This is a genomic window from Enterobacter sp. BIDMC92 (assembly GCF_001030225.1).
Classification (GTDB): Bacteria; Pseudomonadota; Gammaproteobacteria; order Enterobacterales; family Enterobacteriaceae; genus Enterobacter; species Enterobacter sichuanensis.
The window spans coordinates 2,128,951-2,153,715 of record NZ_KQ087598.1 but is presented as its reverse complement, the minus strand read 5'-3'; the positions used below and the strand labels follow the sequence as shown (position 1 = coordinate 2,153,715).

Below are 24,765 nucleotides of genomic sequence, written 5' to 3'. Positions count from 1 at the left end.
ATTAACCGGAGTGCAATTAAACGTTTAATGGGTTTATTCGTTAAATGATTAGGTTGTTATATGTTCTTCTTTCTTTCAGAGTATGTTTACGAAGTAAACGTAATATACAAACTGCGCATTTGCTATTACGCGTCCTCAGTGCATCTATGCGCCTTTATCTCTCCTGTTCTGTACCGTTCTGTTCACCGTATTCTGTCCGTATTCCATAGCCTCTGTGTAACGCTGATAAGAAGGGCATAATTGGAAATATGTTATCACCGTCTGATGATCTTCCATTGATCAATAAGTTACACCGTTAACCCACAATTAACATTTACTTTAGGTATTTGTGCGCATTTAGTGTAATTGTGCTCTTTACATCATTTAGCATTTGACGTCATTTAGCCACATATAAGATAATTCTCATCTCAGCAACGAACAAACTAAACGACAAAGTGAACAGCATGAGTGCTAAACAACTAAATGCAATGGCACTGATTAACAACATTAAGAACTACATCGAAATGCTGACTAACACTAAAGCGACTATGAAAGCTGTAGTGACAGATTGGAATGTATGTATCGAACAATCAGGTGCTGACTTCCTTACCTTTGATTTCCCTGTAGAGGGCTGGACACGTAAGGCTACATTGAGTGCTGAATTTGAACGTGTAGCTGTTCAACTGACTAACATCATGGAAGGACGTGATGCTTTAGAAGTAGCGCCTGAACGTCATAAAACGATGGTACAGGACATTAAGAAAGGTGACGTAGTGGTTAACCCTGTTAGCGGTGAACTGAACACTGTTACGGGCGTAGATGATTTCTCTTGCTACTTCATCATTCTGTTTAGTGGTGACATGGTTCAACAATATTTTGATCGTGGTGAAACGTTAATGGTATGTGAGGCTAAACCAGCTACACAGATTACTAACGTTATTCCATCTAATGAGGCTTTAAATATGAGCAATTTTGATCGTGTATTAAATATCGTGGTTCGTGAAGGTGGCGTAGATGCCGATAGTATGCGTGAACATTTAGAATCACGTGCTACACAGGAACCGCTTGCAGATGCAGCTTGCACTTTACTAATTCATGCTTGCGGTGTTCCCATCACTGATGAATTACGTGCTGAACTGTTAGCAGCAGCACAATAACGCAAAACTAAACGTCGTTTAGCGTGAGAGACTACACGCCGTTGAACAAACATTCACTTTTTTTGAGAGAGAGTAACAAAATGGCTATTGAAGCAACTAACATCAATGACGTTATTGATATGGCGAACGAAGTAAACTGTGATCTGGTGATTCTGGTTAGCGGTGATACTGGAGCTAAACGTAAAGCCGAAATGGTGAAAATTTTCCCATTAATGAAAAGTGGCAAGATTAAGAAAAGTGATCTTTTGCGTTTTGCCTCTGAGAAAGTAAAAGAACCAGCTATTGATGCTTATTTAGCTGAACATCCAGCAGCTAGCGAAAGTGAAGCAGACATAAAAGCAGCACGTGAAGATGCAGTGAATAACACTGTGCGCGTTATTAGCTCTGCTACCATTGCTGACTGGTATAAAAAGTTAGACCTCTTTATGGGTACAGATAACGAAGAAACAGAAGTACAACTGTTTATTGGTGGAAGTGCTTCAACTGCTAATCCTAATCCAGCAGCTTCTAAACGTGGACGTAAAACAGGTAGCGTAGCCGCTAAAGTTTCTATTCCTCGTGCTGAGTATGAGGAACTAAAAGAAGGTTTTGGTAAATACTGGAAACTGAAAACAGAACTAGAAGGTAGCAAGCTGGTTAGTGAGGCTGACGCTTTAGTTATTGAGTCGATCAAGTCTAACAATCCTGCAATGTACAATTCTGTGCTTGAAGGTATTCAGAAGGAAACTAAAGCACGTTTAGAGGACGAAATCAGGGCTAAATATCAAGCCATGATGGACGCTGAACTGAAAGAGAAGTTAGCAGCGTTTCAGCCTGTACCAGTGGATGAACCACTTTCTGAGGAACAGAAGAAAAAAGTACAGGCGGCAATTGACCAAATCGACGTTACCCTTTCAGGGGCTACAGAACAGCCTGAGAAGGGTTCTAAGAAGAAATAAGGCAATCGTACTACCCTGTGCCAATTAAACGCCCTACGGGGCGCACAGGGGGCTTTAAATTGAGGGTAAGGAAATGGCAACTAAACAAAAGCCTTTGTAGTGGGTTCATTTTCAGGTGAACGGGGTAACAGGGTTTGTGGAGATCGAACCTACAGGCGCTATGTGGTGTAATTTTTGTGGACAGCGTTTAGCTGTACAGCGCAATGCAGGGAAAGCTAAAGAATACAGTCCATAGCGTAATGGTTCAGTTTGGTTTAATTAGCTCGTGGAGACGTTGATAGTGAAACTTAAATCTTTTGTAGCTAAATGCGCTGTAGTGGCAATCATTGCCTCGCCTGTATTCTTCGGTAGTCATTACCTTTATAACGATAACGAGAATGCAGAAATGAACATTGTACGGATGTTCAACCGTGAAGCAGTAGCTAAACCTTTCAGTGCTGATAATGTTGCTACCGGATGGAGTTTAGCGGGTGATTCATGTTTTAAAAATGATATCGCTGATATTTATCCCGATTATGACACAAAGGAAGAGTGTGAAAAGGCTGCACGTAATTATGATGAAATGGTAAAGCCATATATTAGCAATGGCCTACTTTATGGAAGAACAATGTTAGCCTCTGGTGCGCTGATGTTCCTTGCTCTTGCAGCGGCGTTTATTTCCGTTGCCTTTGTCGGGCTGTCTAAACTTTGGAAAGTGAAATGAAACGTTTATTGATTGCCGCCCTAATGGGTTTAGCTCTGGCGGGTTGTGATAATGCCAATCAGCACGTAAATAAATTTACTTGCACTGCTGGTAATGGTGAAGTATTTAGTATTAACGCTCGTGATTTCCCTGAACGTGTTTCTATTAATGGTAATGTATTCGGTTCATTTGATCAGGGGCATCACGAAAACGGAACATATGAAACTCAATACACAGGCTTAATCGATGGTGTATGGCAATCATTATTTATCACCAAATATGATCACCCTTACTGGTACGCGATTAGATATCTGGCTACATCAGGTAGCGCGACAATTAGTTTTAGTGATCGTGTTCAGCTTGCGTGGAATATGGCTACATCACATTTTCTAGCTAGCTATTCCAATAATCAGGAACATTCACAGCATGTAGACAGCATGGATTATTATGATATGCCGTGTAACCCTTCTCAGGTGGATTTATGAAACATTTATTAATCGGGCTTGCCCTTCTCGCTTCTTTCTCAGCTTGTGCTGATGAAATTACATATCAGTGTGAAGGTGGATATCAGTTTAAATATGATCTTGTAAATGTTCAGGCTAATAAAGGTTATGTAGCTGTATTGCAGAACGGCAAGCAGAAAGGCGCAGTAACAGACGTTCAGTTAAATGACGTTTGGGCAACGGTAGTAACGCCTGATGGTGATAGCGTAGATAATATCCGCTTAGACGCTGAGGTAGTTAATCACTTTGCACAAGTTACTTATTACCTCACCACAAGCAGTAAAGGTAATGCGCCGTTTGTTGGTGGATTCATGCCTGTGTACGGTCATGAGTTTGAGGACAAAGGCGGCAAGGCTACGCTGATTGTTTCGCGTAATGGTGTTGGTGATTCAGCTTATCAATGCACCCGTAAGCCGTTCAGGGGGTAATGTGAAACTTTCCCCTATGGAAACCTATCAGAAAGGTACGAACGCTGGACACAGAGCGATACACGAGCTTTACGGGCTATGAGGAACCGGAACAATGAAAAGACTTTTAACGGCATCGCTTTTGATTGCCCTGTCAGCGTCAGCTAATGCACAGACGGCAGACAATACGCCAATGCAGGACGTTTACCAGTGTGAACAGGGTTATGTGTACACCTACACCACAGATAATTATGAAACGTTCTACACGGCGCAGGTAAGCCAGAACGGGAATATTATTGCACAGTGGCGAAATGATAATGGCGGTGCTACCCATGTAAATACACCCGATGGGGGTGATATTTATGAATCCTTTGCAATCAGTACAGATAAAGCGTTTAGACTGATCGAAGGTTATTACAAATACCCTGTACTGTCTGTACTTAATCAGCATACAGGACAAATAGAGGCAATTTATAAATGCAAAAATTTATCGTTATAGCGCTGATGTTATTTAGCGCTGGTGTAATGGCCTGTCCACGTGGTCAACATATCCACGGTGGATATAATTCACATCATGCAGGAGGGTATTGCAGCTACTACAAATGATCGATGTCGTTTATTTCTTTATTGTTGTTTATGGCACTTTATTTATTTCGCTTCTTTTAATCTGTTTGTATTGGAAACTTTCCAAATGAAATTAATAGCAGTGGCTATAGGTGCAACTATTCTTTCTGGTTGCGCTGTAATGTACCCTTCCTACGCCGCTAAATGGTCAAATGAGGATGTAATTAAATTCACATCTAAATATCAACCATCGTGTGATAATAATGAAGCGCTTTATGAAGCTGCATTTAATGAAATGCGTACACGGGAGAACGCTGGAAAAATGAATCGTGCTACTGATGATGTTGCAGTAGTTAACGCCGCCCTTGTTTGTGTGTCTAAAAAGAGTAAATAAAAAATGAAATTTAAATTATTGGCTTTAGCTGTAGCTACACTTTCCCTTTCTGCTTGCTGTACTATGCGCGATGGAACTACACAGAACGTAGATATTGAAACTAATGCACCTGCTAAATATAAAATCGTCAATGAAGATGGTGATGTAGTTAGCGAGGGTGTAGCCCCTACAGTGGTAAACCTGAAACGTGGTGATGCGCCTTACACAGTGACGTTAAAGCGCTCTGACACATCACCAGAGGCCAAAGGAACCATTAACGACAACGGGAACGGTTGGGCGTGGGGCAATCTGCTGTTCGGTGGCATCATCGGAACTATCGTAGATTACTCTGATGGGGCTGCATGGGATTTAGACAAAACCGTGAACATCCCTACAGTGGCAGATCCTAAAGATACGCCAGATCCTTTAACTCAACATATCACCGTCCCTACAGCGCCGATCACCATCAACAATACACAGACGAACGGTAAAGCATAATGAAAATCAAAAAACTGAATGCTATGCATCAATGCGTGAAATGTGGCGCTTACTGGCAAGGCTATAGCCGCTACTGCCCTAATTGTGGGGCTTAATGATGGACGGCGTAGCACTGCAACAATATGTAGCTGAAATAGGGCAAGCTTTCGCACGTGAGAGCGTAAAGCTAGGGCTACCCGCTGGAATGAAATGTGAAGTGAAGGTAAAGCTAAACATTTACGGACAGCCGCTGGAGGTGAACGCTATTTCAAGTGATCGTGATTGTGATGTGCTGGTTCCTATGGTTAAAAATATGTCGTGGCCTCTGGTTAACGATCCCGAATTAGCGGCAATTATTACAGATGTAAACATTCATACAAGATAGTTTTAATCGGTGATCTAATGGAAGAAGATTTAGAAAAGATCAGGCAATGCACAGCAGTAGCAGAGGCTGACATTGTAAACGGTGTTCGTAATCCGCATGTTCGTTACTTTCAGGTGTTTCTAAAGCAGGGCTTTATGATCGCTGATGGAATGTATAAAGGGCAAACTTATGCAATGTTCGATACGTATCAAGATTGGTTAGATACGCAAGTATTTACTCTGGAGAGGTTCAGAGAAACGGAACGATCTAAACAAATGACCAAAGTTATATTGGGGGTGATAGGGCTAATTCTCTTTATTATAGTATTCAGCATCTAGTAGTTATTTATTTCTCTTTCTTTTCTCTCAGCGTCAAAGGCGGGCTTTATGCTCGCCTTTTTTCTTTCCCGCCTTTTAATAAGTTTCTTTAAGAATAATAAGTATCTATTAGGGGTAAAATTTATCTATTAACTCACGATTTAAAGGATAAAACTTATCTATTAAAAAGTTAATGAGTAAATTTGAGAACATTTCTCAATTCTTTAGTATCTATGTTGCATCTAACAAAAGGAGAACTAAAGAATGAAATATCATGGTGTAGCTATCCCCTCTGATATGTTCACCCGTTCTTTCTCTCAGAAGATAAACGCTAATGATGCTTTAATCTATGGGATGATCGGGCAGAGCGCTAAATGGGATTATGAAAAATCAATCAGGGTAACAAAGGAAGAATGCGCCCTACTCGCTAACATTTCTAAAGCGTCTGTATATCGCTCATTTGAGCGTTTACTAGCTACGGGCTTAATTTCACAAACTGGAATTAATGCTTTCAGAGTTAATCATCATCATTCAGTTTCTACGCCTAAAGTTTTGGGGGTGGCTGAATGAGTAACTTTCACTTTCTAATGTTCGCTGACGAACTACAGCAGAGATCCGATTTAGGAGCTAACACGGTAATTGTTTACTCCTTCATGTTCGACAAATATCAATACTGGATGAAAGAGCGTGGCAAATACACGCCTACAATGGAATACCTTGCTGTTCGTTTAGGTATGAGTCAGCCAACAATCAAAAACTGTGTTAAGAAGCTGGAAAAAGCAGGTCTGTTAAAGATACTCAAGAAAGGCGCTAAAGGGCAGACGGCGAACAGCTACCAGATGTTTGACTATCGGGAACATCCAGAGCTTTTGACTAAGCCCACGGTGCAAGAGTATTTCCACGGTTCAGATCTTGTTAACGAGCTAGATCTAGATCTGTTGCAGAGGCTAGCGTAAAACCTTCACAGGAAGCCCCAGAAACGATGATCACCCCTCAAGACGAACCAACAAACAGGGAAGCAGAGAAACCCCCTCAGAACGTCGTCCACGTCGATTTTAGCCCTATCCCTATTCAGCGCCATGAAGTCAGATCTGAAACAGAGGGAACAATCCTAATACTCAAGCTGTGCGGATCAGACACGAAAACACATGATGCAGCCTTAAGGCAATTACACGACGAACAGCAAACAGCATTCCTAAATTATGAGGTACGAATTAATGAAGCATGAAGTAGTAGATAAACGTTTTGGACGCTTAACCGTGGATATGGTTTTTAATTATCGTGCTGATGGTGATCATTCTAAACCATCCTCTAAATGGTGTATTGCTTCCTGTGATTGCGGAGGATGTACGATGTCGCCTGTTAGCAATCTGAAAAAAGGCCATACCCTTTCGTGTGGTTGTTATCAAGTAGCAGCCGCTAAAGTGTATGCGTTTAAACATGGACAAGCCCAAAGGGGAAACAAAAGCCCTACGTATAAAAGCTGGCAAGCGATGCATAACAGATGCCGCTACCCTAGCACAGATGGATATGAATATTACGGTGGACGGGGTATTAGTGTTTGTCCTGAATGGAGCGATTTTAAGTCTTTCCTCGCTTATATGGGTGAACGTCCTGAAGGTAAAACTTTAGATCGCATAAACCCTAACGGGAATTATGAACCGTCTAATTGTCGATGGGCTACACCGAAGGAACAGAAAGCAAATCAAAGGAAGTGATTAAATGGCAAGTGTGCAAAAAGAAAATGTAAATACGAAATATAAAGATCTTGCTACTCTCTATCCTAAAGGATGGAAGCTAATGCAGGAGATAGAACAGAGGCGTAGATTAGAAGCACAAGCTAAAATTAGTGGTGAATATGTAACCCCTAAAGAGTATTCATCTACAGGTATTCGCATAAATCAGATCACGGAATAATCTCAGGATTCGATATTGAAGAAATAAACACCCGTTTAGAAATAGTTGAAGGTAAATTGTTTTATAAGGGTGTTCCCTGTGCTGTTTATTATGTTCCTGATGGTTACAGGCGCGTTAGTATCCCCTATCGGTTTGGTAATGGGTGTAAAGATGTTCCTGAACACAGAGCGATCTGGAGCTTCTACAACGGTGTTATCCCGTCAGGGTATGTAATTGATCATATCAATGGTGTTAGAGATGATAACCGAATTGAAAATTTACGTTTAGCTACTGTCCAGCAGAATGCATCTAATAAATCATCTAAATCTAAAACGGCTACCGGATATAGAAATATAACTTTCAATCCTAGACTTAAAACTAATCCATATCGGGTAACAGTGATCAAAAATAAAGTTTCATATATTGCTAAATGCCCTACTCTGGAAGAAGCAATAGAAATAGCTAAAGAAATGCGTGAACGTTATTACGGCGAATTTAACGGAAATGACAGAACTAACTAAGGAAGGTATTAATGATTGATTCTAAAAGGCAAGCACATCTAAATGATGTTTATTCTTTAGGCGCAAGCCTAGAACATGATCGTAGAATGAAGCTTGCTAAAGATAAGAAACTTTTTGAGGAACGATTAGCTAAAGGATTAATAAAACCTTTTGCCTATTACAAGGAACCAGCAAGGCCAATTAGTAAAAGCTGGCTAGGACGAAAACGGAGAGCAGCGCAGAATGTATAAGACAATGCGAGAAGCCCGAATAGGTACAGCGCTAATCATGGAGGATCGTTTAATCAAAGGCCCCTCCCCTATGCTATTAAACAAGTTTAAGCGACGTGTGAAGAAGCTAGCGAAAAAATACCCCAATGATCTGCACGTTCAGCGCTTCATTGCTCTAGCCTCAGAGCACGCTTAACCCCCATAAAACAACCTTCGAAAATGTATTAAGCTTTTACCTAATGGAAAGGGCTTTTTTATTGTCTACAGTTTCAGGTACTTACAACCCTGTGTATAGAAGCGCTTTCATTATTCCTGCACGCCCAATACAATTACAGATCACAGGGTTATCTAAACTACTGAATCTAAAGGAATCAGGGCAGTTATGATAAAACTGGAAAACCTCACCAAACACTTTTCACAGAAGCACGGCCAGACCTTCAGGGCCGTCGACAACGTCAACCTGAACGTGCCCGAAGGGGAAATGTGCGTCCTGCTCGGCCCGTCCGGCTGCGGGAAAACCACCCCCCTGAAAATGATTAACCGTCTCATCACCCCCAGCAGCGGGACGATCCTGATTAACGGCGAAGACACCAGCGGCATGGACACCGTGACCCTGCGCCGCAACATTGGCTACGTGATCCAGCAGATTGGCCTGTTTCCGAACATGACCATTGAAGAGAACATCACCGTCGTACCGCGCATGCTGGGCTGGGACAAAGCGCGCTGTAAAGCACGCGCCGAAGCGCTGATGGATATGGTGGCGATGGATCCGCATAAGTTTCTCCACCGCTATCCGCGCGAGATGTCCGGCGGGCAACAGCAGCGCATTGGCGTCATTCGCGCCCTGGCAGCAGATCCTCCGGTACTGCTGATGGATGAACCTTTCGGCGCGGTGGACCCGATCAACCGCGAGGTGATCCAGAACCAGTTCCTGGAGATGCAGCGCAAGCTGAAAAAAACCGTCATGCTGGTCAGCCACGATATCGATGAGGCCCTGAAGCTTGGCGACCGTATCGCGGTATTCCGGCAGGGGAAAATCGTCCAGTGCGCCAGCCCGGATGAACTGCTGGCGAAACCGGCGAATGAGTTTGTCGGCTCGTTCGTCGGCCAGGACCGCACCCTGAAACGCCTGCTGCTGGTCTCCGCGGGCGACGTGACCGACCAGCAGCCGACCATTACGGTACGCGGCTCTACGCCGCTTCCGGAAGCCTTTGCCACCATGGATGATAATGACATTCGTGCAGTGACGGTGGTCGACGAGCACGGCAAACCGCTGGGCTTCGTGAAGCGTCGCGAAGCGCGTAACGCCAGCGGTACCTGCGCCGATATTCTGCATCCGTTCCGCATGACCGGCAAAGCGGAAGATAACCTGCGCGTGGTGCTGTCACGTCTGTATGAGAGCAATACCAGCTGGATGCCGATTGTGGATGAGGACGGGCGCTACAACGGCGAGATTTCCCAGGACTATATTGCCGAGTACCTGAGTTCCGGCCGTACGCGTCGGGCGCTGAATATTCACAGCGACAGCTAACCTTTCCGGCCGGGCTTTGCCCGGCTTTTTCGCACGCAGACCTTTTGCTAACCCCGCGATTTCCCGCCACAATATCGTATCGTCCCCGTTTAATTACGACTCATGCAACGTCTTCATACGTATCCCGACATCCGCGCGATGTTTCGTCGACTGCTGATTGCCTCCGTCACCGGCGTGCTGGCCGCGCTGGCCGTTGCGGTGTTCCGTCACAGCATGTACCTGCTGGAGTGGCTGCTTCTCAGCAACGACAGCGGCAGCCTGGTGAATGCTGCCGCGTCGCTCTCTCCCTGGCGGCGTGCGCTGACGCCCGCGCTGGGCGGGCTGGCTGCCGGGCTGCTGCTCTGGGGATGGCAACGGCTGACCGCCCAGCGCCCTCACGCCCCCACCGATTATATGGAAGCGCTGGAGACGGGCGACGGCCAGTTTGATTACGGCGCCAGCCTTGTGAAATCCCTGGCGTCGCTGCTGGTCGTGGCCAGCGGCAGCGCCATCGGGCGTGAAGGGGCGATGATCCTGCTCGCCGCTCTCGCCGCCTCCTTCTTTGCCCGGCGCTTTACGCCCAAATCCGAATGGAAGTTATGGATCGCCTGCGGTGCCGCCGCCGGGATGGCCAGCGCTTATCATGCGCCCTTAGCCGGCAGCCTGTTCATTGCAGAGATCCTGTTCGGCACCCTGATGCTGGCCTCGCTCGGCCCTGTAGCGATCGCCGCGGTCGTGGCGCTTCTCACCACACAGCTCCTCGCACCGGGCGCGGGTACGCTCTACGCCGTGCATCTGAGCGGTATGCTCACCGCGGCGGATTATGGCCTGCTGGTCGCCATGGGTCTGCTGGCAGGGCTCTGCGGACCACTGCTGATGTGGCTGATGGACTGCAGCCACGGGCTGTTCCTGCGTCTTAAACTTTCTCCGCCGTGGCAGCTGGCGCTCGGCGGTTTGATCGTCGGGCTGCTGTCCCTGCTCACGCCTAAGGTCTGGGGGAATGGTTACAGCGTGGTTCAGGCTTTTCTGCTCGCCCCGCCGGTCCTGACGGTGATTGCCGGGGTGTTTATCTGTAAATTGCTGGCGGTGCTGGCCAGCAGCGGCTCTGGAGCGCCGGGCGGGGTATTTACGCCCACGCTGTTTGTCGGCATGGCGACAGGCATGCTATTCGCCCAACTCTTCGCGCTGTGGTTACCGGGGTCTGAGACGGCGATTTTGCTGGGGCTGACGGGGATGGCAACGCTGCTCGCCGCCACCACCCATGCGCCTATTATGTCGGCGCTGATGGTCTGTGAAATGACCGGACAGTATTTTTTACTGCCCGGCTTGCTGGTCGCCTGCGTGCTGGCGTCCGTGCTGTCGCGAACGTTACGCCACGACTCGGTCTACGGTCAACACGCCACCGAGGGCCGAGAGATCGATGTACTGCGCTAGCTCGCGCTGTTCGGCGCGGGGCAGATAAGGCAGTTCCCCCACCAGCGGCCCCGGCAGTTTGGTGCTCAGCACGTCGATGATTTCAGCGTAGTGCGCCAGGCCCGGGTTGATTCGGTTTGCCACCCAGCCAATCAGCGGCAGGCCGTCATTGGCAATCGCCTGCGCGGTCAGCAGCGCATGGTTGATGCACCCTTCCTGGATACCCACGACCATAACCACCGGAAGCTGTTCCTGCACCACCCATTCAGAGAGCGGACGCAGGTCATTCATCAGGCTGCGCCAGCCGCCCGTGCCTTCAACCACCACGTGATCGACCTTCTCGCTGAGGTTCGCCAGCCCGTCGGACAGCAGCGGATAATTGATCATACCGCTGTGCGCCACGCTGCTCTCCTCTTCGCTCAACGCAACAGGATTGACCGCGTGATAAGGCAGTTCCAGTGACGAGACGCTTTGCAGTACCAGGGCGTCTTTATTACGCAATCCCTCTGGCGTCTCTTTACTCCCTTTTGCGACCGGCTTGTACCCTGCCACGCGTTTACCGCTTGCTGCCAGCGCCTGCAGCAATGCGCGGGATACGACGGTCTTGCCGACAGAGGTATCTGTACCAGTAACAAAGAAACGCTTAAGCATGACTCACTCCACCTCTTGGGTATGCTTCGAAAATATAAACCAGGTAAATAATTCAGTGGAGGAAGTCTACGGGATGCGTGCGCTACCCGGCTTGAGATAGCGCAATTTTTCTTACATCTGCGGAAAAGAGTTAGCCCTGCAGCAGGCGGATCAACAGCGAGCCGTTATACATGGCGTCCTTGACCAGCGCTGCGCCGGCCATCGTCCCCTGGTTGGAAAACTGGGTGCTTTCTACCGCAATATTTTTGCTGTACGCGGGGAGCGACTGCTGGTGAATGCAGGCCGAGATCGCCGGGAACAGGATCTCCGCCGCCTGGCTGAGCGGCGAGCCAATGAGAATTTTTTGCGGGTTAAAGAGGTTCACCATGATGGCCAGAATGCGCCCCACGTTATTCCCCACGCCGGTAATGATGTCCTTCGCCAGCAGATCGCCCTGGCGCGCCGCGGCGCAGAGTGAATCTACCGTCAGGGGTTGTCCGTGCAGCGAAGAGCTCATGGACTGGCCGAGCCTCACCTGCGCCAGCTCCAGCACGCTTTCCACGCTGGCAATGGTCTCCAGACAGCCGTGGTTGCCGCAATAACAACGCTTACCGTACGGGTCGACCTGAGTATGGCCGATCTCCACCAGGCTGCTGCTGCCAGCGTGGAGAAGACGCCCGTCGGTGATCACGCCCGCTCCGACGTTATGGTCGATGACCACCTGAATCACATCCCGCGCCCCGCGCGAGGCACCAAACAGCGCCTCCGCCATTGTCCAGGCGCTGATGTCATGCTGAATATAGACCGGCACGCCGGTATGGTTTTTCAGCACTTCACCCAGCGGCATCTCTTTGACGTCGTCGTAAAATGGCATGCGGTGAACAATGCCATTTTCGGTATCAATGATGCCCGGCATGGTGATGGCAATCGCCGTTAAGCGTTCCAGCCGCTGCTGATGACGGATAAAGAAGCGATCGATATGCGACACAATCGACTCGAGGAGCGGTTGCTCAGCGTTGAGCGGCAGCTCAAGCCGGTCTTCCACCACCAGCTTGCTGCTCAGATCCCGCAGGGCAAGGAAGATCTCCCCCCGGCTGATGCGCAGTGACAGGTAGTGCCAGGCTTCCGTCTCGACCACCAGCCCGACTGCCGGACGGCCACGGCTGCCCGGCTCCTGAATTTCCGTTTCCTGAACCAGGTGCGCTTCCAGCATTTCGCGGACAATCTTGGTGATACTGGCAGGTGCCAGTTGTGCCAGGCGCGAAAGATCGATACGCGAAACCGGACCAAGCTGATCAATCAGGCGATATACCGCGCCAGCGTTGGTCTGCTTAATCTGATCAATGTGCCCTGGCTGACTATCAGCAACCACCTCGTACTCCCTTATTTTCGAGCATCGAAATAAACTTTTGGCTATGGTGAAGCACTTCCATGGCCGGCGTCAAATATTTACTTAGCCATGTGATTTACCGCACGTTTTTACCCCCTTTTGCCACAAAATCTCGCCCCGATGAGGCGTTAATGAGCTGCTGTTTGAAACGCTGTGCGGCATGACTCTGTTCACGATGTTTTGACCAGACCAGCCACATCTCTGACACAGCATCCTCTTGCGCGAGGGGAACCCAGCGCATTTCGCGCAACTGCACCCGCTTAAAGGAGGCCGGGAGAATAGAAACCCCCAGCCCGGCGGCGACCAGGCCAATAATGGTCATTGCCTCCCCCACTTCCTGAGTAATAACAGGGGCAAGATCGTAGCGGCGCATCAGCCCCAGGATATCGTCATACAGCCCCGTCCCGACCTGCGGGTCAAAAAAGACAAACGGCTCTTTTGCCAGTTCGGCCAGTGAAACCGTCGGACGCGAGGCCAGGGGGTGATCGTGAGGGATCATAGCCATCAGCGGCTCGCGCAGAATCACCTGCCATGCCAGCGTGTCTGGCAGTTGGGTATTGCGCATCAACCCCAGATCCAGCGTACCTTCATTGAGCGGCGCGATCTGCTCACGGGTATTGATTTCACGCGTCTGAATATGAACATCGGGGAAATGGCGGCGAAATGACGACAGGGTCTCCGAGACGGCGCTGATAAACGGTGCGGATGAGGTAAACCCGATGCGCAGTTCCCCGGTTTCACCGAGATACAGCCGTTCAGCCCGGGCGGCGGCATCCTCAACCATATTCAGGATCTGTCGGCTGTCGACAAGAAACTGTTTCCCCGCCGCCGTCAGGCTCACGCTGCGGTTGGTGCGGGCCAGAAGACGCGCTCCGACCTGCTGCTCCAGGATCTGAATCTGCTGGCTTAAGGGCGGCTGAGAAATATTCAGCCGTGCCGCCGCACGGCCAAAATGCAGCTCTTCAGCGACAGCGACAAAATAGCGAAGGTGACGCAGTTCGATATTCATATTTTTAAAGTATCATTTGAGATTATTAATATATTAGACAGAATATTCACATTTTCCTACCCTGAAGGTGTGGTCATACCCGTCACCAGAAATCACGGGGATGTTTAAGCAAGGAAACTGTGTGAGTCGTACAACTACGATTGGTATCGATCCGGCAAGCGATATCAATGATTTACCTGCAGCATCGCAGCCGGTTCAGTTCATTAAACGTGGTACCCCCCAATTTATGCGCGTCACGCTGGCGCTCTTTTCAGCCGGTCTGGCAACCTTCGCCCTGCTCTATTGTGTTCAGCCGATCCTGCCCGTGCTTTCGCACGAATTTGGCGTATCGCCTGCCAGCAGCAGCGTATCGCTCTCCATTTCAACCGCTATGCTGGCGATTGGCCTGCTCTTTACCGGCCCGCTGTCCGACGCCATCGGCCGTAAACAGGTAATGGTGACCGCCCTGATGCTGGCCTCGGTCTGTACATTACTCTCGACCATGATGACCAGCTGGCACGGTATTCTGGTGATGCGCGCGCTGATTGGGCTCTCGCTCAGCGGCGTGGCGGCGGTCGGGATGACCTATCTCAGCGAGGAGATTCACCCAAGCTTTGTTGCCTTCTCTATGGGGCTTTACATCAGCGGGAACTCGATTGGCGGAATGAGCGGACGCCTGCTGAGCGGGGTATTCACGGACTTCTTTAGCTGGCGTATTGCGCTTGCGGTCATCGGGTGTTTTGCGCTGGCATCAGCCCTGATGTTCTGGAAAATTCTGCCGGAATCGCGCCATTTCCGCCCGACCTCTTTGCGCCCAAAAACGCTGTTTATCAACTTCCGCCTGCACTGGCGTGACAAAGGGCTGCCACGCCTGTTTCTGGTCGGCTTCCTGCTGATGGGCTCCTTCGTCACGCTGTTCAACTATATTGGCTACCGCCTGATGCTCTCGCCATGGCATCTGAGCCAGGCGGTGGTGGGTCTGCTTTCCGTAGCGTACCTGACCGGCACCTGGAGTTCGCCGAAAGCCGGGGCGATGACCGCACGCTATGGGCGCGGTCCGGTGATGCTGTTCTTCACGGCGGTGATGCTCGTCGGCCTGCTGCTGACCCTCTTCTCCTCCCTGTGGCTGATTTTTGCCGGCATGCTGCTCTTCTCCGCAGGGTTCTTTGCCGCCCACTCGGTTGCCAGCAGCTGGATTGGCCCGCGCGCACGGCGTGCCAAAGGACAGGCATCGTCGCTGTATCTGTTTAGCTATTATCTGGGTTCCAGCATCGCCGGGACGCTCGGCGGCGTGTTCTGGCATCACTACGGCTGGAATGGCGTGGGCGGCTTTATCGCGCTGATGCTCTGCGCGGCGCTGCTGGTGGGGGGAAGTCTTCATAAACGTCTGAGGTAACACGCTTGCGGGAAGATATCCGGTAAGACGAGCGCTCCAGATAAACGGCACCAGCGTACTGGTGCCGTTTTACGTTCAGGAATCCCAGGCCTGCTCTATCTTACCGGCTTCAAACTGCGGAGGCGGTTTCCGGAAACGGCGCGTTAGCCACGTCAGGTAAAGGATCCCCAGAGCCGCCCAGATGAGGCCAAGCGTCAGGGACGTCGCTTCGAGGTTTATCCACAGCACGCCGACCGTTACGGCACCAATGAGTGGCAACAGGAGATAGTGGAACCGATCTTTCCACGTTTTGTTCAGCCCCTTACGCCGCCAGAAATGGTTGTACACCGAGAGATTAACAAACGTAAACGCCACCAGCGCGCCAAAGTTGATCAGCGCCGTCGCGGTCACGAGATCAAAGTACAGGGCCGACAGCGCCACGATCCCCACCATAATGACGTTCAAAGCCGGCGTACGCCATTTCGGATGCACGTAACCAAACACCCGCTCCGGGAAGACGTTGTCACGCCCCATGACATACAACAAGCGTGAGACGCTGGCGTGCGAGGCCAGGCCTGAAGCGAGCGTATTCACAAACGTGGTACACAGAAACACCGACTGGAAGAGCTTGCCGCCCACGTACAGCGCGATTTCCGGCAGCGCGGCGTCCGGGTTCTTGAAACGCGCGATCGTCGGGAAAAAGAGCTGCATGAAAAACGAGGCAACAATAAATATCAGCCCGCCATACAGTGCGGTCAGGAAAATGGCTTTGGGGATCACCCGCGCCGCGTTTGGCGTCTCCTCCGAGAGCGTGGTGACCGCGTCAAAGCCGAGGAAGGAGAAGCAGACGATAGTCGCGCCGGTAATAATGGGGATCAGGTGTGCGTTTTCGCTGATAAACGGCTGGAGCGACCAGACGGTGCCGACGCCCTCCCCCTTGTGCAGGCCATGCACCACGAGTATGACAAATACCACCATGATGGCGATCTGCACCAGCACAAACAGGGTATTAAAGTTGGCGACCAAATTAACGCTCTTCAGGTTCGCCAGCGTCAGGATCGTCACAAACCCGACCACCCAGACCCATGGCGGGACTTCAGGGAACAACGCGGAAAGGTAGATCTTCGCCAGCAGCACGTTGATCATCGGCAGGAAGAGATAGTCCAGCAGCGATGACCAGCCGACCATAAAACCCAGGTGGGGTCCGATCGATTTCTGCGTGTAGGTGTACGCAGATCCCGCTTCCGGGAACTGTCGTACCAGCTTGCCGTAGCTGATGGCGGTAAACATGACGCCAGCCAGCGCCAGGAGATACGAGGCGGGCACGTGGCCATTGCTGATACCGGACACAATGCCGAAGGTATCAAACACGGTCATAGGGGTGAGGTAAGCCAGCCCCATCATGACCACCTGCCAGAGCTTGAGGGAGCTGCGCAGCCGGGTTCTTCCGGCCATGCCCGGCGAGTCAAGAGACGTGTTAGTCGCCATAAACCGTCCCCCCCATGCTTACTGTGGTTTGCAATCGCGTTGTCCTTAACGCAAACCTGCTTAGCAAAGGGGGAAGTTGTAAAGAACACACACGATCGGACCAGCGCACCGTCTCTGGCTCGCATTCACAGCAGGAGCCTGACCGACCCCCTTCGCCCTGCGGATAGTTGAACATCTGCATCATTTCCTACCTCGTCACACAGTGTCGTTAAGAAAATCCCTGTGCCGCCTGCGCTCCATAACGCGACTCACGGGAGATAGCTGGCGTGCCAGCGAACAGTTCGGCCAGGCTCCGCGCAGGCCGTTTGGTGATACGTACGCGATGAAACAAAGCGGCCCCTTACCGGGGCACGTCATCAGGCGTTTTTCAGCATCCACTCGATTTCCGTTTCGGTAATCAGGCGTTCAAACTGCAGTAATTCATCATTTTTGCAGGCGTGATAGACGTGGCAGAAACGTTCGCCCAGGCGCTCGCGAAGGTGATCGTTTTGCATAAATTCCCACAGCGCATCGCTCTGACGAATCGGGAACGGCAGTCCGTCCTGCTCCAGACCATTACCTTCAACTTCTTCCTGCAGGGGTAAATCGTTATCCAGACCATGTAAAATCCCGGCAAAAATTGCCGCCATCACCAGATACGGATTCGCGTCTGCTCCCGCCACCCGGTATTCGACCCGATGGTTATGGCGATCGCCGCAGGGGATACGCAGGGCAACGGTGCGATTATTGTGTCCCCATGACGCCTGCGTCGGCACGTACATTCCCGGCTGGAAACGGCGGTAGGAGTTGACGTTCGGTGCCAGCAGCGCCATGGACGCTGGCATCAGATCGATCATCCCGGCCAGCGCGCGTTTCAGCAGCGCGGAATCCTCGCCGCTGGCGTCTGCGAACACGTTCTCGCCTCTGTTGTTTTGCATGCTGATGTGGATATGCATCCCACTGCCCGCATGCTCTTCATACGGCTTTGCCATAAACGTGGCGTGCATCTTATGTTTTTCCGCCATCTGCCTGACGAGACGTTTCAGCGCCAGCGCATCATCGCAGGCATCAAGCACGTTTTCCGTATGGTGCAGGTTAATCTCAAACTGGCCCGGGGAGGCCTCAGCCACTGCCCCGTCGGCGGGGATCAACTGCAGCTGCGCCAGTTCGTCAATGTCATTCAGCACGTCAGCAAAGTGGTTCAGATTATCAACCGAGTAGACCTGACTCTGGGTGTTACGCACCTCGGTGCCCGGCGCGCAGGGGGGCTGCAGATAGCCGTCGGCATCGCGTTTACGGTCAAGTAAATAGAACTCCAGCTCTACCGCTACCACGGGGAACAGACCGCGCTGGCGTAGCTGCTGCCAGAGTCGGTTGAGTACGTTCCGCGGCTCAACGTCAAAGGGAGCGCCATCTTCATCGACCATGGTGAGCTGCACCTGACCAATGTATTCCGGGTCGGCGGCGGACGGTGTCAGGGTGCCCGGCACCGGCACACAGATACAGTCCGGCTCGCCGAGCTCCTGCCCCAGGCCCGCCTCTTCCACTACGTTACCCAAAATGTCCATGGCGAAAACCGATGCCGGGAAATAGCAGCCTTTTTCAAGTTTGCTCAGCCCGGCAACCGGGATGCGTTTGCCGCGAAAACAGCCGTTCAGGTCGGTCAGGAGGACATCAATAAACTGGGTGTCAGGATACTTTTCTAAATAGCGCTTCACTTCCTGCGTAAAGGCGCTGCCCCGCCTCTCATCCGTGTGCTGCACAAAGTTCTCAACTTCTACGATATTGGTTTCCATGATTTACCACCGTTTTTGGGATTTGCGTTCGCTGCTCTGGACTGTCAAATATAATGTCCACCCTATCGAATCTGTATGCAAATAATTTGTTTGTCAAATGTTAAATTAAGTTTGCAAAAGGCAGATCCCGTTGCTAGATTGAGAAAATATTGAACGAAAAGGCCGTTTAACAGGCGATAATGGCCTAAATTTAGTCCACTTTGTGAGGGCGATCATGGAAAATATAATGAACAAGCCAGTCATTGGCGTGGTGATGTGTAGAAACAGGCTTAAGGGTCATGAGACCCAGACCCTGCAAGAAAAGTACCTGAATGCCATTATTAACGCGGGAGGCTTACCTATTGCCTTACCGCATGCGCTGGCGGAGCCAGAGCTCATTACCGCTCTGCTGCCTGCCCTGGACGGGATTTACCTTCCGGGCAGCCCCAGTAACGTGCAGCCGCACCTGTATGGTGAAAACGGCGATGAGCCTAACGCCGATCCCGGGCGAGATCTTCTGAGTATGGCGCTGATTGCCGCCGCGCTCGAAAGGCGCATCCCCATTTTCGCCATCTGCCGGGGGCTGCAGGAACTGGTTGTTGCGACGGGAGGGACGCTGTATCGCCGCCTGTTCGAGCAGAACGACCTGCTTGAACACCGGGAAGATCCTGAACTGCCGGTTGAGCTACAATACGCCCCGTCTCATGAAGTTCAGGTTCAGGAAGGAGGACTGCTGTCTCAATTAATACCAGGCTGTAACACATTTTGGGTAAACTCGTTACACGGGCAAGGCGCACGAACGTTAGGACCACGGCTCCGCGTGGAGGCCCGCTCGACGGACGGGCTGGTCGAAGCGGTTAGCGTTCATGACCACCCTTTTGCCCTCGGTGTGCAATGGCACCCCGAATGGAACAGCAGCGAGTACGCCCTGTCCCGTATGTTGTTTGAAGGTTTTATCACCGCCTGTCAAAGCCACATTGCCGAGAAGCAACGGCTTTGACCACTACCGTAAAGGAAATGCAACTATGAGCGATGACGGACTGGCGCCAGGGAAACGTCTGTCTGAGATCCGCCAGCAGCTGGGTCTCTCGCAGCGGCGTGCCGCCGAACTGTCTGGGTTAACACACAGTGCCATCAGCACCATTGAGCAGGACAAAGTCAGTCCTGCCATCAGTACGCTACAAAAGCTGCTGAAAGTCTATGGGCTGTCGCTCTCGGAATTCTTTTCGGAACCGGAAAAACCTGATGAACCGCAGGTGGTTATTAATCAGGAAGACCTTATCGAAATAGGCAGTCAGGGGGTTTCGATGAAGCTGGTTCATAACGGAAATCCGAACCGTACGCTGGCGATGATTTTTGAAACTTACCAGCCTGGAACCACGACCGGAGAGAGGATCAAACACCAGGGTGAGGAGATCGGTACGATACTGGAAGGTGAAATATTGCTGACCATTAATGGCCAGCAATATCACCTGGTTGCGGGGCAGAGCTATGCCATCAATACCGGCATACCGCACAGCTTCAGCAACACCTCGGCAGGCATCTGCCGCATTATCAGTGCCCACACCCCCACCACGTTCTAATAACCACTCAGTCCCGGCGTAAGCACGCTTACGCCGGGACAAATAAAAACGATCAATGTCGGCATTCAACGGGTTAATTCCCGGGATGCCTCACGGCTTCGTATTGCCTGAAACGGCCATGCCTTTATTTATCTGATTGCGAAAGAAAGGAGTGAATATGCATTTTCAGCACCTGACTTACTGGCAGGATAAAGCAAAAAACAGCGCCATTGAGACCCGGTTATTTATTAACGGTGTTTATTGTGACGCCGCCGATAATGCCACGTTTGCAACCGTCAATCCCGCTACCCAACAGACGCTGGCGAACGTGGCCCGGGGCAAGCAGGCGGACGTGGACCGCGCGGTTCAGGCCGCGCGTGAGGTATTTGAGCGCGGTGACTGGTCGCAGGCGTCGCCGACGCAGCGCAAGGCCGTGCTAAATAAGCTCGCCGATCTGATAGAACACCACGGCGAAGAGCTGGCCTTGCTGGAAACACTGGACACCGGTAAACCCATCCGCCACAGCCTGCGCGACGATATTCCCGGCGCGGCTCGCGCCATTCGCTGGTACGCCGAAGCGGCGGATAAAGTCTACAGCGAAGTGGCGCCTACGGGTCCGGGCGAGCTGGCGATGATCGTGCGCGAGCCGATCGGGGTTGTCGCGGCCATCGTCCCCTGGAACTTCCCGCTGCTGCTGGCCTGCTGGAAGCTGGGCCCGGCGCTGATCGCGGGCAATAGCGTGGTATTGAAACCATCGGAGAAATCACCGCTTACCGCCCTGCGGCTGGCCGGGCTGGCGAAAGAGGCGGGTCTGCCGGACGGCGTGCTGAATGTGATAAGCGGTTACGGCCACGAAGCGGGCCAGGCGCTGGCACTGCATCCGGAGGTTGAGGTGCTGACGTTTACCGGCTCAACCCGTACCGGCAAGCAGCTGTTGAAGGACGCGGGAGAAAGCAACATGAAGCGCGTCTGGCTGGAGGCCGGCGGCAAGAGCGCCAACATTATCTTTGCCGACTGCCCGGACCTGGACAAAGCCGTGAGCGCGACCGCCGCCGGGATATTTTACAACCAGGGGCAAGTCTGTATCGCCGGTACCCGCCTGCTGCTTGAAGACAGCATCGCCGATGACTTCCTGGCAAGGCTAAAAGCGCAGGCCAGTCACTGGCAGCCGGGCGATCCGCTCGATCCTGACAGCACGATGGGGATGCTCATCGACGCCGGGCACGCCGATACCGTCCACACGTTTATTCGCGAGGGAACCCGGAAAGGTACGCTTCTGCTGGACGGTCGGGAACAATCGTGGCCTTGCGCAGTCGGTCCAACCATTTTTATCGACATCGACCCTGACTCCCCGCTGTGCCGGGACGAGATTTTCGGGCCGGTGCTGGTTGTCACCCGTTTTAAAACCGAAGAGGAAGCCTTAACGCTGGCCAACGACAGTGAATATGGGCTTGGCGCGGCGGTATGGACCCGCGATCTCTCCCGCGCGCACCGCATGAGCCGTCGCCTGAAAGCAGGCTCGGTCTTCGTCAATAACTATAACGACGGTGATATGACCGTCCCCTTTGGCGGCTATAAGCAGAGCGGCAACGGTCGCGATAAGTCCCTGCACGCGCTCGAAAAATTTACTGAACTGAAAACCATCTGGATTGCCCTGGAGTCTCAATCATGACCGAACATACCACCAGCTACTACGCGGCCAGCGCGAACGCTTACGAACCTTTCCCGACGCTTAACGAGTCCATCAGCTGTGACGTGTGCGTGGTGGGCGGCGGCTATACCGGCCTCTCCTCCGCGCTGCATCTCGCCGAAATGGGCTACGACGTGGTGCTCCTTGAAGGGGCGCGCATTGGCTTCGGCGCCAGCGGACGCAACGGCGGCCAGTTGGTTAACTCCTACAGCCGCGATATCGACGTGATTGAGAAAAACTACGGACCCGATGCCGCCAGAGTCCTCGGGAGCATGATGTTTGAAGGCGGGGAAATCATCCGGGAGCGTATCCAGCGCTATCAGATCCAGTGCGACTATCGTCCCGGCGGGTTGTTTGTGGCGTTAAACCATAAGCAGCTGGAAACGCTGGAGGAGCAAAAAGCCAACTGGGAACGCTACGGCAACACGCAGCTGGAGCTGCTGGACGCCAACGCCATCCGCCGGGAAGTCGACAGCGAACGCTATACCGGCGCGCTGCTGGACCGCAGCGGGGGGCACATTCATCCGCTGAACCTGGCGATCGGCGAAGCGGACGCCATTCGCCTGAACGGCGGGCGGGTGTATGAACAGTCCCCGGTCACCGCCATTCAGCACACCAGCCCCGCCTTGGTGAGCACACAACATGGTCAGGTGACGGCCCGCTACGTGATCGTCGCCGGGAATGCCTATCTGGGCGATAAGATAGAACCGGAACTGGCAAAACGCAGCATGCCCTGCGGCACCCAGGTGGTGACCACCGCCCCGCTGCCGGAAGAGGTAGCCCGCACGCTGATCCCCAATAACTACTGCGTGGAAGATTGTAACTACCTGCTGGATTACTACCGTCTCACCGCCGACAACCGCCTGCTGTACGGCGGTGGCGTAGTCTATGGCGCACGCGATCCGGACGATGTCGAGCGCCTGGTGATGCCAAAGCTGCTGAAAACCTTCCCTCAGCTGGCCGGCGTCAAAATCGACTACCGCTGGACAGGCAACTTCCTGCTGACCCTGTCGCGTATGCCGCAGTTTGGTCGTCTGGATAAAAACATCTATTACATGCAGGGCTACAGCGGCCACGGCGTGACCTGCACCCACCTGGCCGGACGGCTGATCTCGGAACTGTTGCGCGGTGACGCTGAGCGCTTTGATGCGTTTGCCAACCTCCCGCACTACCCCTTCCCGGGCGGCCGCAGCCTGCGGATTCCATTTACGGCGATGGGCGCGGCGTATTACAGCCTGCGCGATCGTCTTGGCGTATGATCGTTTTGACAAAAGGGTATCTGACATGAGTAACCAGGAATTTCATCAGCGCAGACTTTCTGCCACCCCGCGCGGCGTAGGCGTAATGTGTTATTTCTTTGCCCGCACGGCGGAGAATGCCACCCTTACCGACGTGGAAGGCAACGACTATATTGATTTCGCCGCCGGGATCGCAGTGCTGAATACCGGACATCGTCATCCTGAACTGCTGGCCGCAGTGGAAAAACAGCTTCACCAGTTCACCCACACGGCCTACCAGATTGTGCCGTATGAAAGCTACGTCTCATTAGCCGAGAAACTTAACGAGCTGGCCCCGGTCCAGAGCCCGGCCAAAACGGCGTTCTTCACCACGGGCGCAGAAGCGGTGGAAAACGCCATTAAAATCGCCCGGGCCCACACCGGCAGACCGGGTGTGATTGCCTTCGGGGGAGGCTTTCACGGCCGAACCTATATGACCATGGCCTTAACCGGCAAGGTCGCGCCTTATAAGCTGGGATTTGGCCCCTTCCCGGGGTCGGTTTATCACGTGCCGTATCCCTCAGAGCTGCACGGCATCACGACGCAGGATGCCATTACGGCGATAGAACGCCTGTTCAAAGCAGACATTGAGGCGAAACAGGTGGCGGCGATTATCTTTGAACCCATCCAGGGTGAAGGCGGATTCAACGTCGCCCCGCCAGAGCTGGTGGCCGCTATCCGCCGAATCTGTGATGAGCACGGGATCGTGATGATTGCCGACGAAGTGCAGAGCGGCTTCGCCCGTACAGGTAAACTGTTTGCCATGGAACATTACGCCGACAAGCCCGACCTGATGACGATGGCTAAAAGCCTGGCAGGCGGAATGCCGCTGTCTGGCGTGGTGGGTCGCGCCGAAATCATGGATGCGCCGGCTCCCGGTGGTCTGGGGGGGACTTATGCCGGCAACCCGCTTGCGGTGGCCGCCGCGCACGCGGTGCTGAATATTATCGACAACGAGTCGCTGTGCGAGCGCGCCCGTCATCTGGGCGATCGACTGAAATCCACGCTGGATGAGATCCAGAGCACCTTCCCTGCGCTCGTGGCGATAAGGGGAAGAGGATCGATGATTGCGGCAGAGTTTTTTGATCCCGAAAGCCGTGAACCTTCGGCCGCCATCGCGCAGGCGATCCAGCAAAAAGCTCTCGCTCAGGGCCTTCTGTTATTGATCTGCGGCCAGTACGGCAACGTGATCCGCTTCCTTTATCCGCTGACCATTCCGGATGCCCAGTTCACCCAGGCGCTGGCGATCCTGCAACAGGTTATGCGTGATAAGGTCTAAGTGCCCAGCGAAAACCGTCTGC

General features: G+C 52.1%; 30 protein-coding genes. 24 read left to right on the top strand and 6 right to left on the bottom strand.

The annotated features are described in order from the left end of the window. Window positions 1-443 precede the first annotated feature (443 nt). The 18 genes from SP99_RS10035 (at window position 444) to clcB (ending at window position 11,331) form a co-directional block, all read left to right on the top strand. Window positions 444-1,136, top strand: a complete 693-nt coding sequence (locus SP99_RS10035; protein WP_156167794.1) for a hypothetical protein — start codon at window positions 444-446, stop codon at window positions 1,134-1,136. An 80-nt stretch (window positions 1,137-1,216) separates the two neighbouring features. Beyond that, window positions 1,217-2,074 carry a hypothetical protein gene (locus SP99_RS10030; protein ID WP_047958452.1) on the top strand — a complete coding sequence of 286 codons (858 nt, stop codon included), beginning with the start codon at window positions 1,217-1,219 and terminating at the stop codon, window positions 2,072-2,074. A 280-nt stretch (window positions 2,075-2,354) separates the two neighbouring features. Beyond that, on the top strand, window positions 2,355-2,777 hold the full coding sequence (locus SP99_RS10025; RefSeq protein WP_047958451.1) for a hypothetical protein: 423 nt from the start codon (window positions 2,355-2,357) through the stop codon (window positions 2,775-2,777). Beyond that, window positions 2,774-3,241, top strand: coding sequence for a hypothetical protein (locus SP99_RS24605; protein WP_156167793.1), 468 nt, complete (start codon window positions 2,774-2,776; stop codon window positions 3,239-3,241). The genes SP99_RS10025 and SP99_RS24605 overlap by 4 nt, the downstream gene beginning before the upstream one ends. Then, the gene (locus tag SP99_RS10020) at window positions 3,238-3,687 is read left to right on the top strand and encodes a hypothetical protein (RefSeq protein ID WP_047958450.1); all 450 of its coding nucleotides are present in this window, start codon (window positions 3,238-3,240) and stop codon (window positions 3,685-3,687) included. The genes SP99_RS24605 and SP99_RS10020 overlap by 4 nt, the downstream gene beginning before the upstream one ends. A gap of 94 nt (window positions 3,688-3,781) precedes the next feature. Continuing rightward, window positions 3,782-4,165 (top strand): hypothetical protein, encoded by a 384-nt coding sequence (locus SP99_RS10015; RefSeq protein WP_047958449.1) that lies wholly within the window; start codon window positions 3,782-3,784, stop codon window positions 4,163-4,165. A gap of 75 nt (window positions 4,166-4,240) precedes the next feature. Continuing rightward, complete coding sequence (locus SP99_RS24600) at window positions 4,241-4,624, top strand: hypothetical protein (RefSeq protein ID WP_156167792.1); 384 nt, start codon at window positions 4,241-4,243, stop codon at window positions 4,622-4,624. A 3-nt stretch (window positions 4,625-4,627) separates the two neighbouring features. Beyond that, complete coding sequence (locus SP99_RS23135) at window positions 4,628-5,101, top strand: hypothetical protein (RefSeq protein WP_156167791.1); 474 nt, start codon at window positions 4,628-4,630, stop codon at window positions 5,099-5,101. A gap of 94 nt (window positions 5,102-5,195) precedes the next feature. Beyond that, window positions 5,196-5,465 (top strand): hypothetical protein, encoded by a 270-nt coding sequence (locus SP99_RS10005; protein ID WP_156167790.1) that lies wholly within the window; start codon window positions 5,196-5,198, stop codon window positions 5,463-5,465. 17 nt (window positions 5,466-5,482) lie between these two features. Next, window positions 5,483-5,782 carry a hypothetical protein gene (locus SP99_RS10000; protein ID WP_047958447.1) on the top strand — a complete coding sequence of 100 codons (300 nt, stop codon included), beginning with the start codon at window positions 5,483-5,485 and terminating at the stop codon, window positions 5,780-5,782. A 243-nt stretch (window positions 5,783-6,025) separates the two neighbouring features. Continuing rightward, window positions 6,026-6,331, top strand: coding sequence for a hypothetical protein (locus tag SP99_RS09995; RefSeq protein ID WP_047958446.1), 306 nt, complete (start codon window positions 6,026-6,028; stop codon window positions 6,329-6,331). Beyond that, the gene (locus SP99_RS09990) at window positions 6,328-6,717 is read left to right on the top strand and encodes a helix-turn-helix domain-containing protein (RefSeq protein WP_047958445.1); all 390 of its coding nucleotides are present in this window, start codon (window positions 6,328-6,330) and stop codon (window positions 6,715-6,717) included. The genes SP99_RS09995 and SP99_RS09990 overlap by 4 nt, the downstream gene beginning before the upstream one ends. 261 nt (window positions 6,718-6,978) lie before the next feature. Beyond that, entirely contained in the window at window positions 6,979-7,479 is a 501-nt protein-coding gene (locus SP99_RS24595) for a hypothetical protein (protein ID WP_156167789.1), read from the top strand. A gap of 4 nt (window positions 7,480-7,483) precedes the next feature. Next, the gene (locus SP99_RS09975; RefSeq protein ID WP_047958442.1) at window positions 7,484-7,678 is read left to right on the top strand and encodes a hypothetical protein; all 195 of its coding nucleotides are present in this window, start codon (window positions 7,484-7,486) and stop codon (window positions 7,676-7,678) included. Window positions 7,679-7,734: 56 nt separating this feature from the next. Continuing rightward, on the top strand, window positions 7,735-8,178 hold the full coding sequence (locus SP99_RS23710) for an HNH endonuclease (protein WP_072060264.1): 444 nt from the start codon (window positions 7,735-7,737) through the stop codon (window positions 8,176-8,178). Window positions 8,179-8,189: 11 nt separating this feature from the next. After that, window positions 8,190-8,408, top strand: a complete 219-nt coding sequence (locus tag SP99_RS09970; protein WP_047958441.1) for a hypothetical protein — start codon at window positions 8,190-8,192, stop codon at window positions 8,406-8,408. A gap of 361 nt (window positions 8,409-8,769) precedes the next feature. Then, entirely contained in the window at window positions 8,770-9,918 is a 1,149-nt protein-coding gene (gene osmV / locus SP99_RS09960; RefSeq protein WP_047958439.1) for an osmoprotectant ABC transporter ATP-binding protein OsmV, read from the top strand. A 102-nt stretch (window positions 9,919-10,020) separates the two neighbouring features. Further along, entirely contained in the window at window positions 10,021-11,331 is a 1,311-nt protein-coding gene (clcB, locus tag SP99_RS09955) for a voltage-gated ClC-type chloride channel ClcB (RefSeq protein WP_047958438.1), read from the top strand. Here the strand turns inward: clcB and bioD are convergent. The 3 genes from bioD to SP99_RS09940 form a co-directional block, all read right to left on the bottom strand. Further along, entirely contained in the window at window positions 11,266-11,961 is a 696-nt protein-coding gene (gene bioD, locus SP99_RS09950) for a dethiobiotin synthase (RefSeq protein WP_025758621.1), read from the bottom strand. The two genes, clcB and bioD, sit on opposite strands and share 66 nt — an antisense overlap. A gap of 130 nt (window positions 11,962-12,091) precedes the next feature. After that, complete coding sequence (gene mlc, locus SP99_RS09945; RefSeq protein WP_025758620.1) at window positions 12,092-13,312, bottom strand: sugar metabolism global transcriptional regulator Mlc; 1,221 nt, start codon at window positions 13,310-13,312, stop codon at window positions 12,092-12,094. Between the two features lie 94 nt (window positions 13,313-13,406). Then, complete coding sequence (locus tag SP99_RS09940; protein WP_025758619.1) at window positions 13,407-14,339, bottom strand: LysR family transcriptional regulator; 933 nt, start codon at window positions 14,337-14,339, stop codon at window positions 13,407-13,409. Window positions 14,340-14,460: 121 nt separating this feature from the next. On the opposite strand from SP99_RS09940, the gene SP99_RS09935 reads away from it, so the two are divergent. Next, window positions 14,461-15,714 (top strand): MFS transporter, encoded by a 1,254-nt coding sequence (locus tag SP99_RS09935; protein ID WP_047958437.1) that lies wholly within the window; start codon window positions 14,461-14,463, stop codon window positions 15,712-15,714. Between the two features lie 75 nt (window positions 15,715-15,789). Here SP99_RS09935 and SP99_RS09930 read toward each other — a convergent pair whose 3' ends face one another. From SP99_RS09930 to SP99_RS09925, 3 genes are all read right to left on the bottom strand, one after another. Beyond that, complete coding sequence (locus tag SP99_RS09930; protein WP_045284883.1) at window positions 15,790-17,181, bottom strand: APC family permease; 1,392 nt, start codon at window positions 17,179-17,181, stop codon at window positions 15,790-15,792. Then, window positions 17,171-17,356: a YmjE family protein gene (locus tag SP99_RS25330; RefSeq protein WP_442855370.1), complete on the bottom strand. Its 186-nt coding sequence runs from the start codon at window positions 17,354-17,356 to the stop codon at window positions 17,171-17,173. Before SP99_RS25330 ends, SP99_RS09930 begins: the two co-directional genes overlap by 11 nt. Before the next feature lie 181 nt (window positions 17,357-17,537). Next, window positions 17,538-18,956, bottom strand: a complete 1,419-nt coding sequence (locus SP99_RS09925; RefSeq protein ID WP_047958436.1) for a glutamine synthetase family protein — start codon at window positions 18,954-18,956, stop codon at window positions 17,538-17,540. A 214-nt stretch (window positions 18,957-19,170) separates the two neighbouring features. Between SP99_RS09925 and puuD the strand changes: the two genes are divergently transcribed. The 5 genes from puuD (at window position 19,171) to puuE (ending at window position 24,743) form a co-directional block, all read left to right on the top strand. Continuing rightward, entirely contained in the window at window positions 19,171-19,935 is a 765-nt protein-coding gene (gene puuD / locus SP99_RS09920; protein WP_047958435.1) for a gamma-glutamyl-gamma-aminobutyrate hydrolase, read from the top strand. A gap of 25 nt (window positions 19,936-19,960) precedes the next feature. Beyond that, a complete protein-coding gene (gene puuR, locus SP99_RS09915; protein ID WP_008502454.1) occupies window positions 19,961-20,518 on the top strand; it encodes an HTH-type transcriptional regulator PuuR in 558 nt (185 codons plus the stop codon). Window positions 20,519-20,675: 157 nt separating this feature from the next. Continuing rightward, window positions 20,676-22,169 carry an aldehyde dehydrogenase PuuC gene (gene puuC / locus SP99_RS09910; RefSeq protein ID WP_047958434.1) on the top strand — a complete coding sequence of 498 codons (1,494 nt, stop codon included), beginning with the start codon at window positions 20,676-20,678 and terminating at the stop codon, window positions 22,167-22,169. Beyond that, window positions 22,166-23,446, top strand: a complete 1,281-nt coding sequence (locus SP99_RS09905) for an NAD(P)/FAD-dependent oxidoreductase (protein ID WP_047958433.1) — start codon at window positions 22,166-22,168, stop codon at window positions 23,444-23,446. Before puuC ends, SP99_RS09905 begins: the two co-directional genes overlap by 4 nt. A gap of 25 nt (window positions 23,447-23,471) precedes the next feature. Further along, the gene (puuE, locus tag SP99_RS09900) at window positions 23,472-24,743 is read left to right on the top strand and encodes a 4-aminobutyrate transaminase (RefSeq protein ID WP_047958432.1); all 1,272 of its coding nucleotides are present in this window, start codon (window positions 23,472-23,474) and stop codon (window positions 24,741-24,743) included. Window positions 24,744-24,765: the final 22 nt, after the last annotated feature.

What these genes read in the sequence shown, in the direction of transcription:
- SP99_RS10035 (WP_156167794.1), top strand. Translation starts at nt 444, where the DNA reads ATGAGTGCTAAACAACTAAATGCAATGGCACTGATTAACAACATTAAG.
- SP99_RS10030 (WP_047958452.1), top strand. Translation starts at nt 1,217, where the DNA reads ATGGCTATTGAAGCAACTAACATCAATGACGTTATTGATATGGCGAAC.
- SP99_RS24605 (WP_156167793.1), top strand. Translation starts at nt 2,774, where the DNA reads ATGAAACGTTTATTGATTGCCGCCCTAATGGGTTTAGCTCTGGCGGGT.
- SP99_RS10020 (WP_047958450.1), top strand. Translation starts at nt 3,238, where the DNA reads ATGAAACATTTATTAATCGGGCTTGCCCTTCTCGCTTCTTTCTCAGCT.
- SP99_RS10015 (WP_047958449.1), top strand. Translation starts at nt 3,782, where the DNA reads ATGAAAAGACTTTTAACGGCATCGCTTTTGATTGCCCTGTCAGCGTCA.
- SP99_RS24600 (WP_156167792.1), top strand. Translation starts at nt 4,241, where the DNA reads ATGCAGGAGGGTATTGCAGCTACTACAAATGATCGATGTCGTTTATTT.
- SP99_RS23135 (WP_156167791.1), top strand. Translation starts at nt 4,628, where the DNA reads ATGAAATTTAAATTATTGGCTTTAGCTGTAGCTACACTTTCCCTTTCT.
- SP99_RS10005 (WP_156167790.1), top strand. Translation starts at nt 5,196, where the DNA reads ATGATGGACGGCGTAGCACTGCAACAATATGTAGCTGAAATAGGGCAA.
- SP99_RS10000 (WP_047958447.1), top strand. Translation starts at nt 5,483, where the DNA reads ATGGAAGAAGATTTAGAAAAGATCAGGCAATGCACAGCAGTAGCAGAG.
- SP99_RS09995 (WP_047958446.1), top strand. Translation starts at nt 6,026, where the DNA reads ATGAAATATCATGGTGTAGCTATCCCCTCTGATATGTTCACCCGTTCT.
- SP99_RS09990 (WP_047958445.1), top strand. Translation starts at nt 6,328, where the DNA reads ATGAGTAACTTTCACTTTCTAATGTTCGCTGACGAACTACAGCAGAGA.
- SP99_RS24595 (WP_156167789.1), top strand. Translation starts at nt 6,979, where the DNA reads ATGAAGCATGAAGTAGTAGATAAACGTTTTGGACGCTTAACCGTGGAT.
- SP99_RS09975 (WP_047958442.1), top strand. Translation starts at nt 7,484, where the DNA reads ATGGCAAGTGTGCAAAAAGAAAATGTAAATACGAAATATAAAGATCTT.
- SP99_RS09970 (WP_047958441.1), top strand. Translation starts at nt 8,190, where the DNA reads ATGATTGATTCTAAAAGGCAAGCACATCTAAATGATGTTTATTCTTTA.
- osmV (WP_047958439.1), top strand. Translation starts at nt 8,770, where the DNA reads ATGATAAAACTGGAAAACCTCACCAAACACTTTTCACAGAAGCACGGC.
- clcB (WP_047958438.1), top strand. Translation starts at nt 10,021, where the DNA reads ATGCAACGTCTTCATACGTATCCCGACATCCGCGCGATGTTTCGTCGA.
- bioD (WP_025758621.1), bottom strand. Translation starts at nt 11,961, where the DNA reads ATGCTTAAGCGTTTCTTTGTTACTGGTACAGATACCTCTGTCGGCAAG.
- SP99_RS09940 (WP_025758619.1), bottom strand. Translation starts at nt 14,339, where the DNA reads ATGAATATCGAACTGCGTCACCTTCGCTATTTTGTCGCTGTCGCTGAA.
- SP99_RS09930 (WP_045284883.1), bottom strand. Translation starts at nt 17,181, where the DNA reads ATGGCGACTAACACGTCTCTTGACTCGCCGGGCATGGCCGGAAGAACC.
- SP99_RS25330 (WP_442855370.1), bottom strand. Translation starts at nt 17,356, where the DNA reads ATGTTCAACTATCCGCAGGGCGAAGGGGGTCGGTCAGGCTCCTGCTGT.
- SP99_RS09925 (WP_047958436.1), bottom strand. Translation starts at nt 18,956, where the DNA reads ATGGAAACCAATATCGTAGAAGTTGAGAACTTTGTGCAGCACACGGAT.
- puuD (WP_047958435.1), top strand. Translation starts at nt 19,171, where the DNA reads ATGGAAAATATAATGAACAAGCCAGTCATTGGCGTGGTGATGTGTAGA.
- puuR (WP_008502454.1), top strand. Translation starts at nt 19,961, where the DNA reads ATGAGCGATGACGGACTGGCGCCAGGGAAACGTCTGTCTGAGATCCGC.
- puuC (WP_047958434.1), top strand. Translation starts at nt 20,676, where the DNA reads ATGCATTTTCAGCACCTGACTTACTGGCAGGATAAAGCAAAAAACAGC.
- SP99_RS09905 (WP_047958433.1), top strand. Translation starts at nt 22,166, where the DNA reads ATGACCGAACATACCACCAGCTACTACGCGGCCAGCGCGAACGCTTAC.
- puuE (WP_047958432.1), top strand. Translation starts at nt 23,472, where the DNA reads ATGAGTAACCAGGAATTTCATCAGCGCAGACTTTCTGCCACCCCGCGC.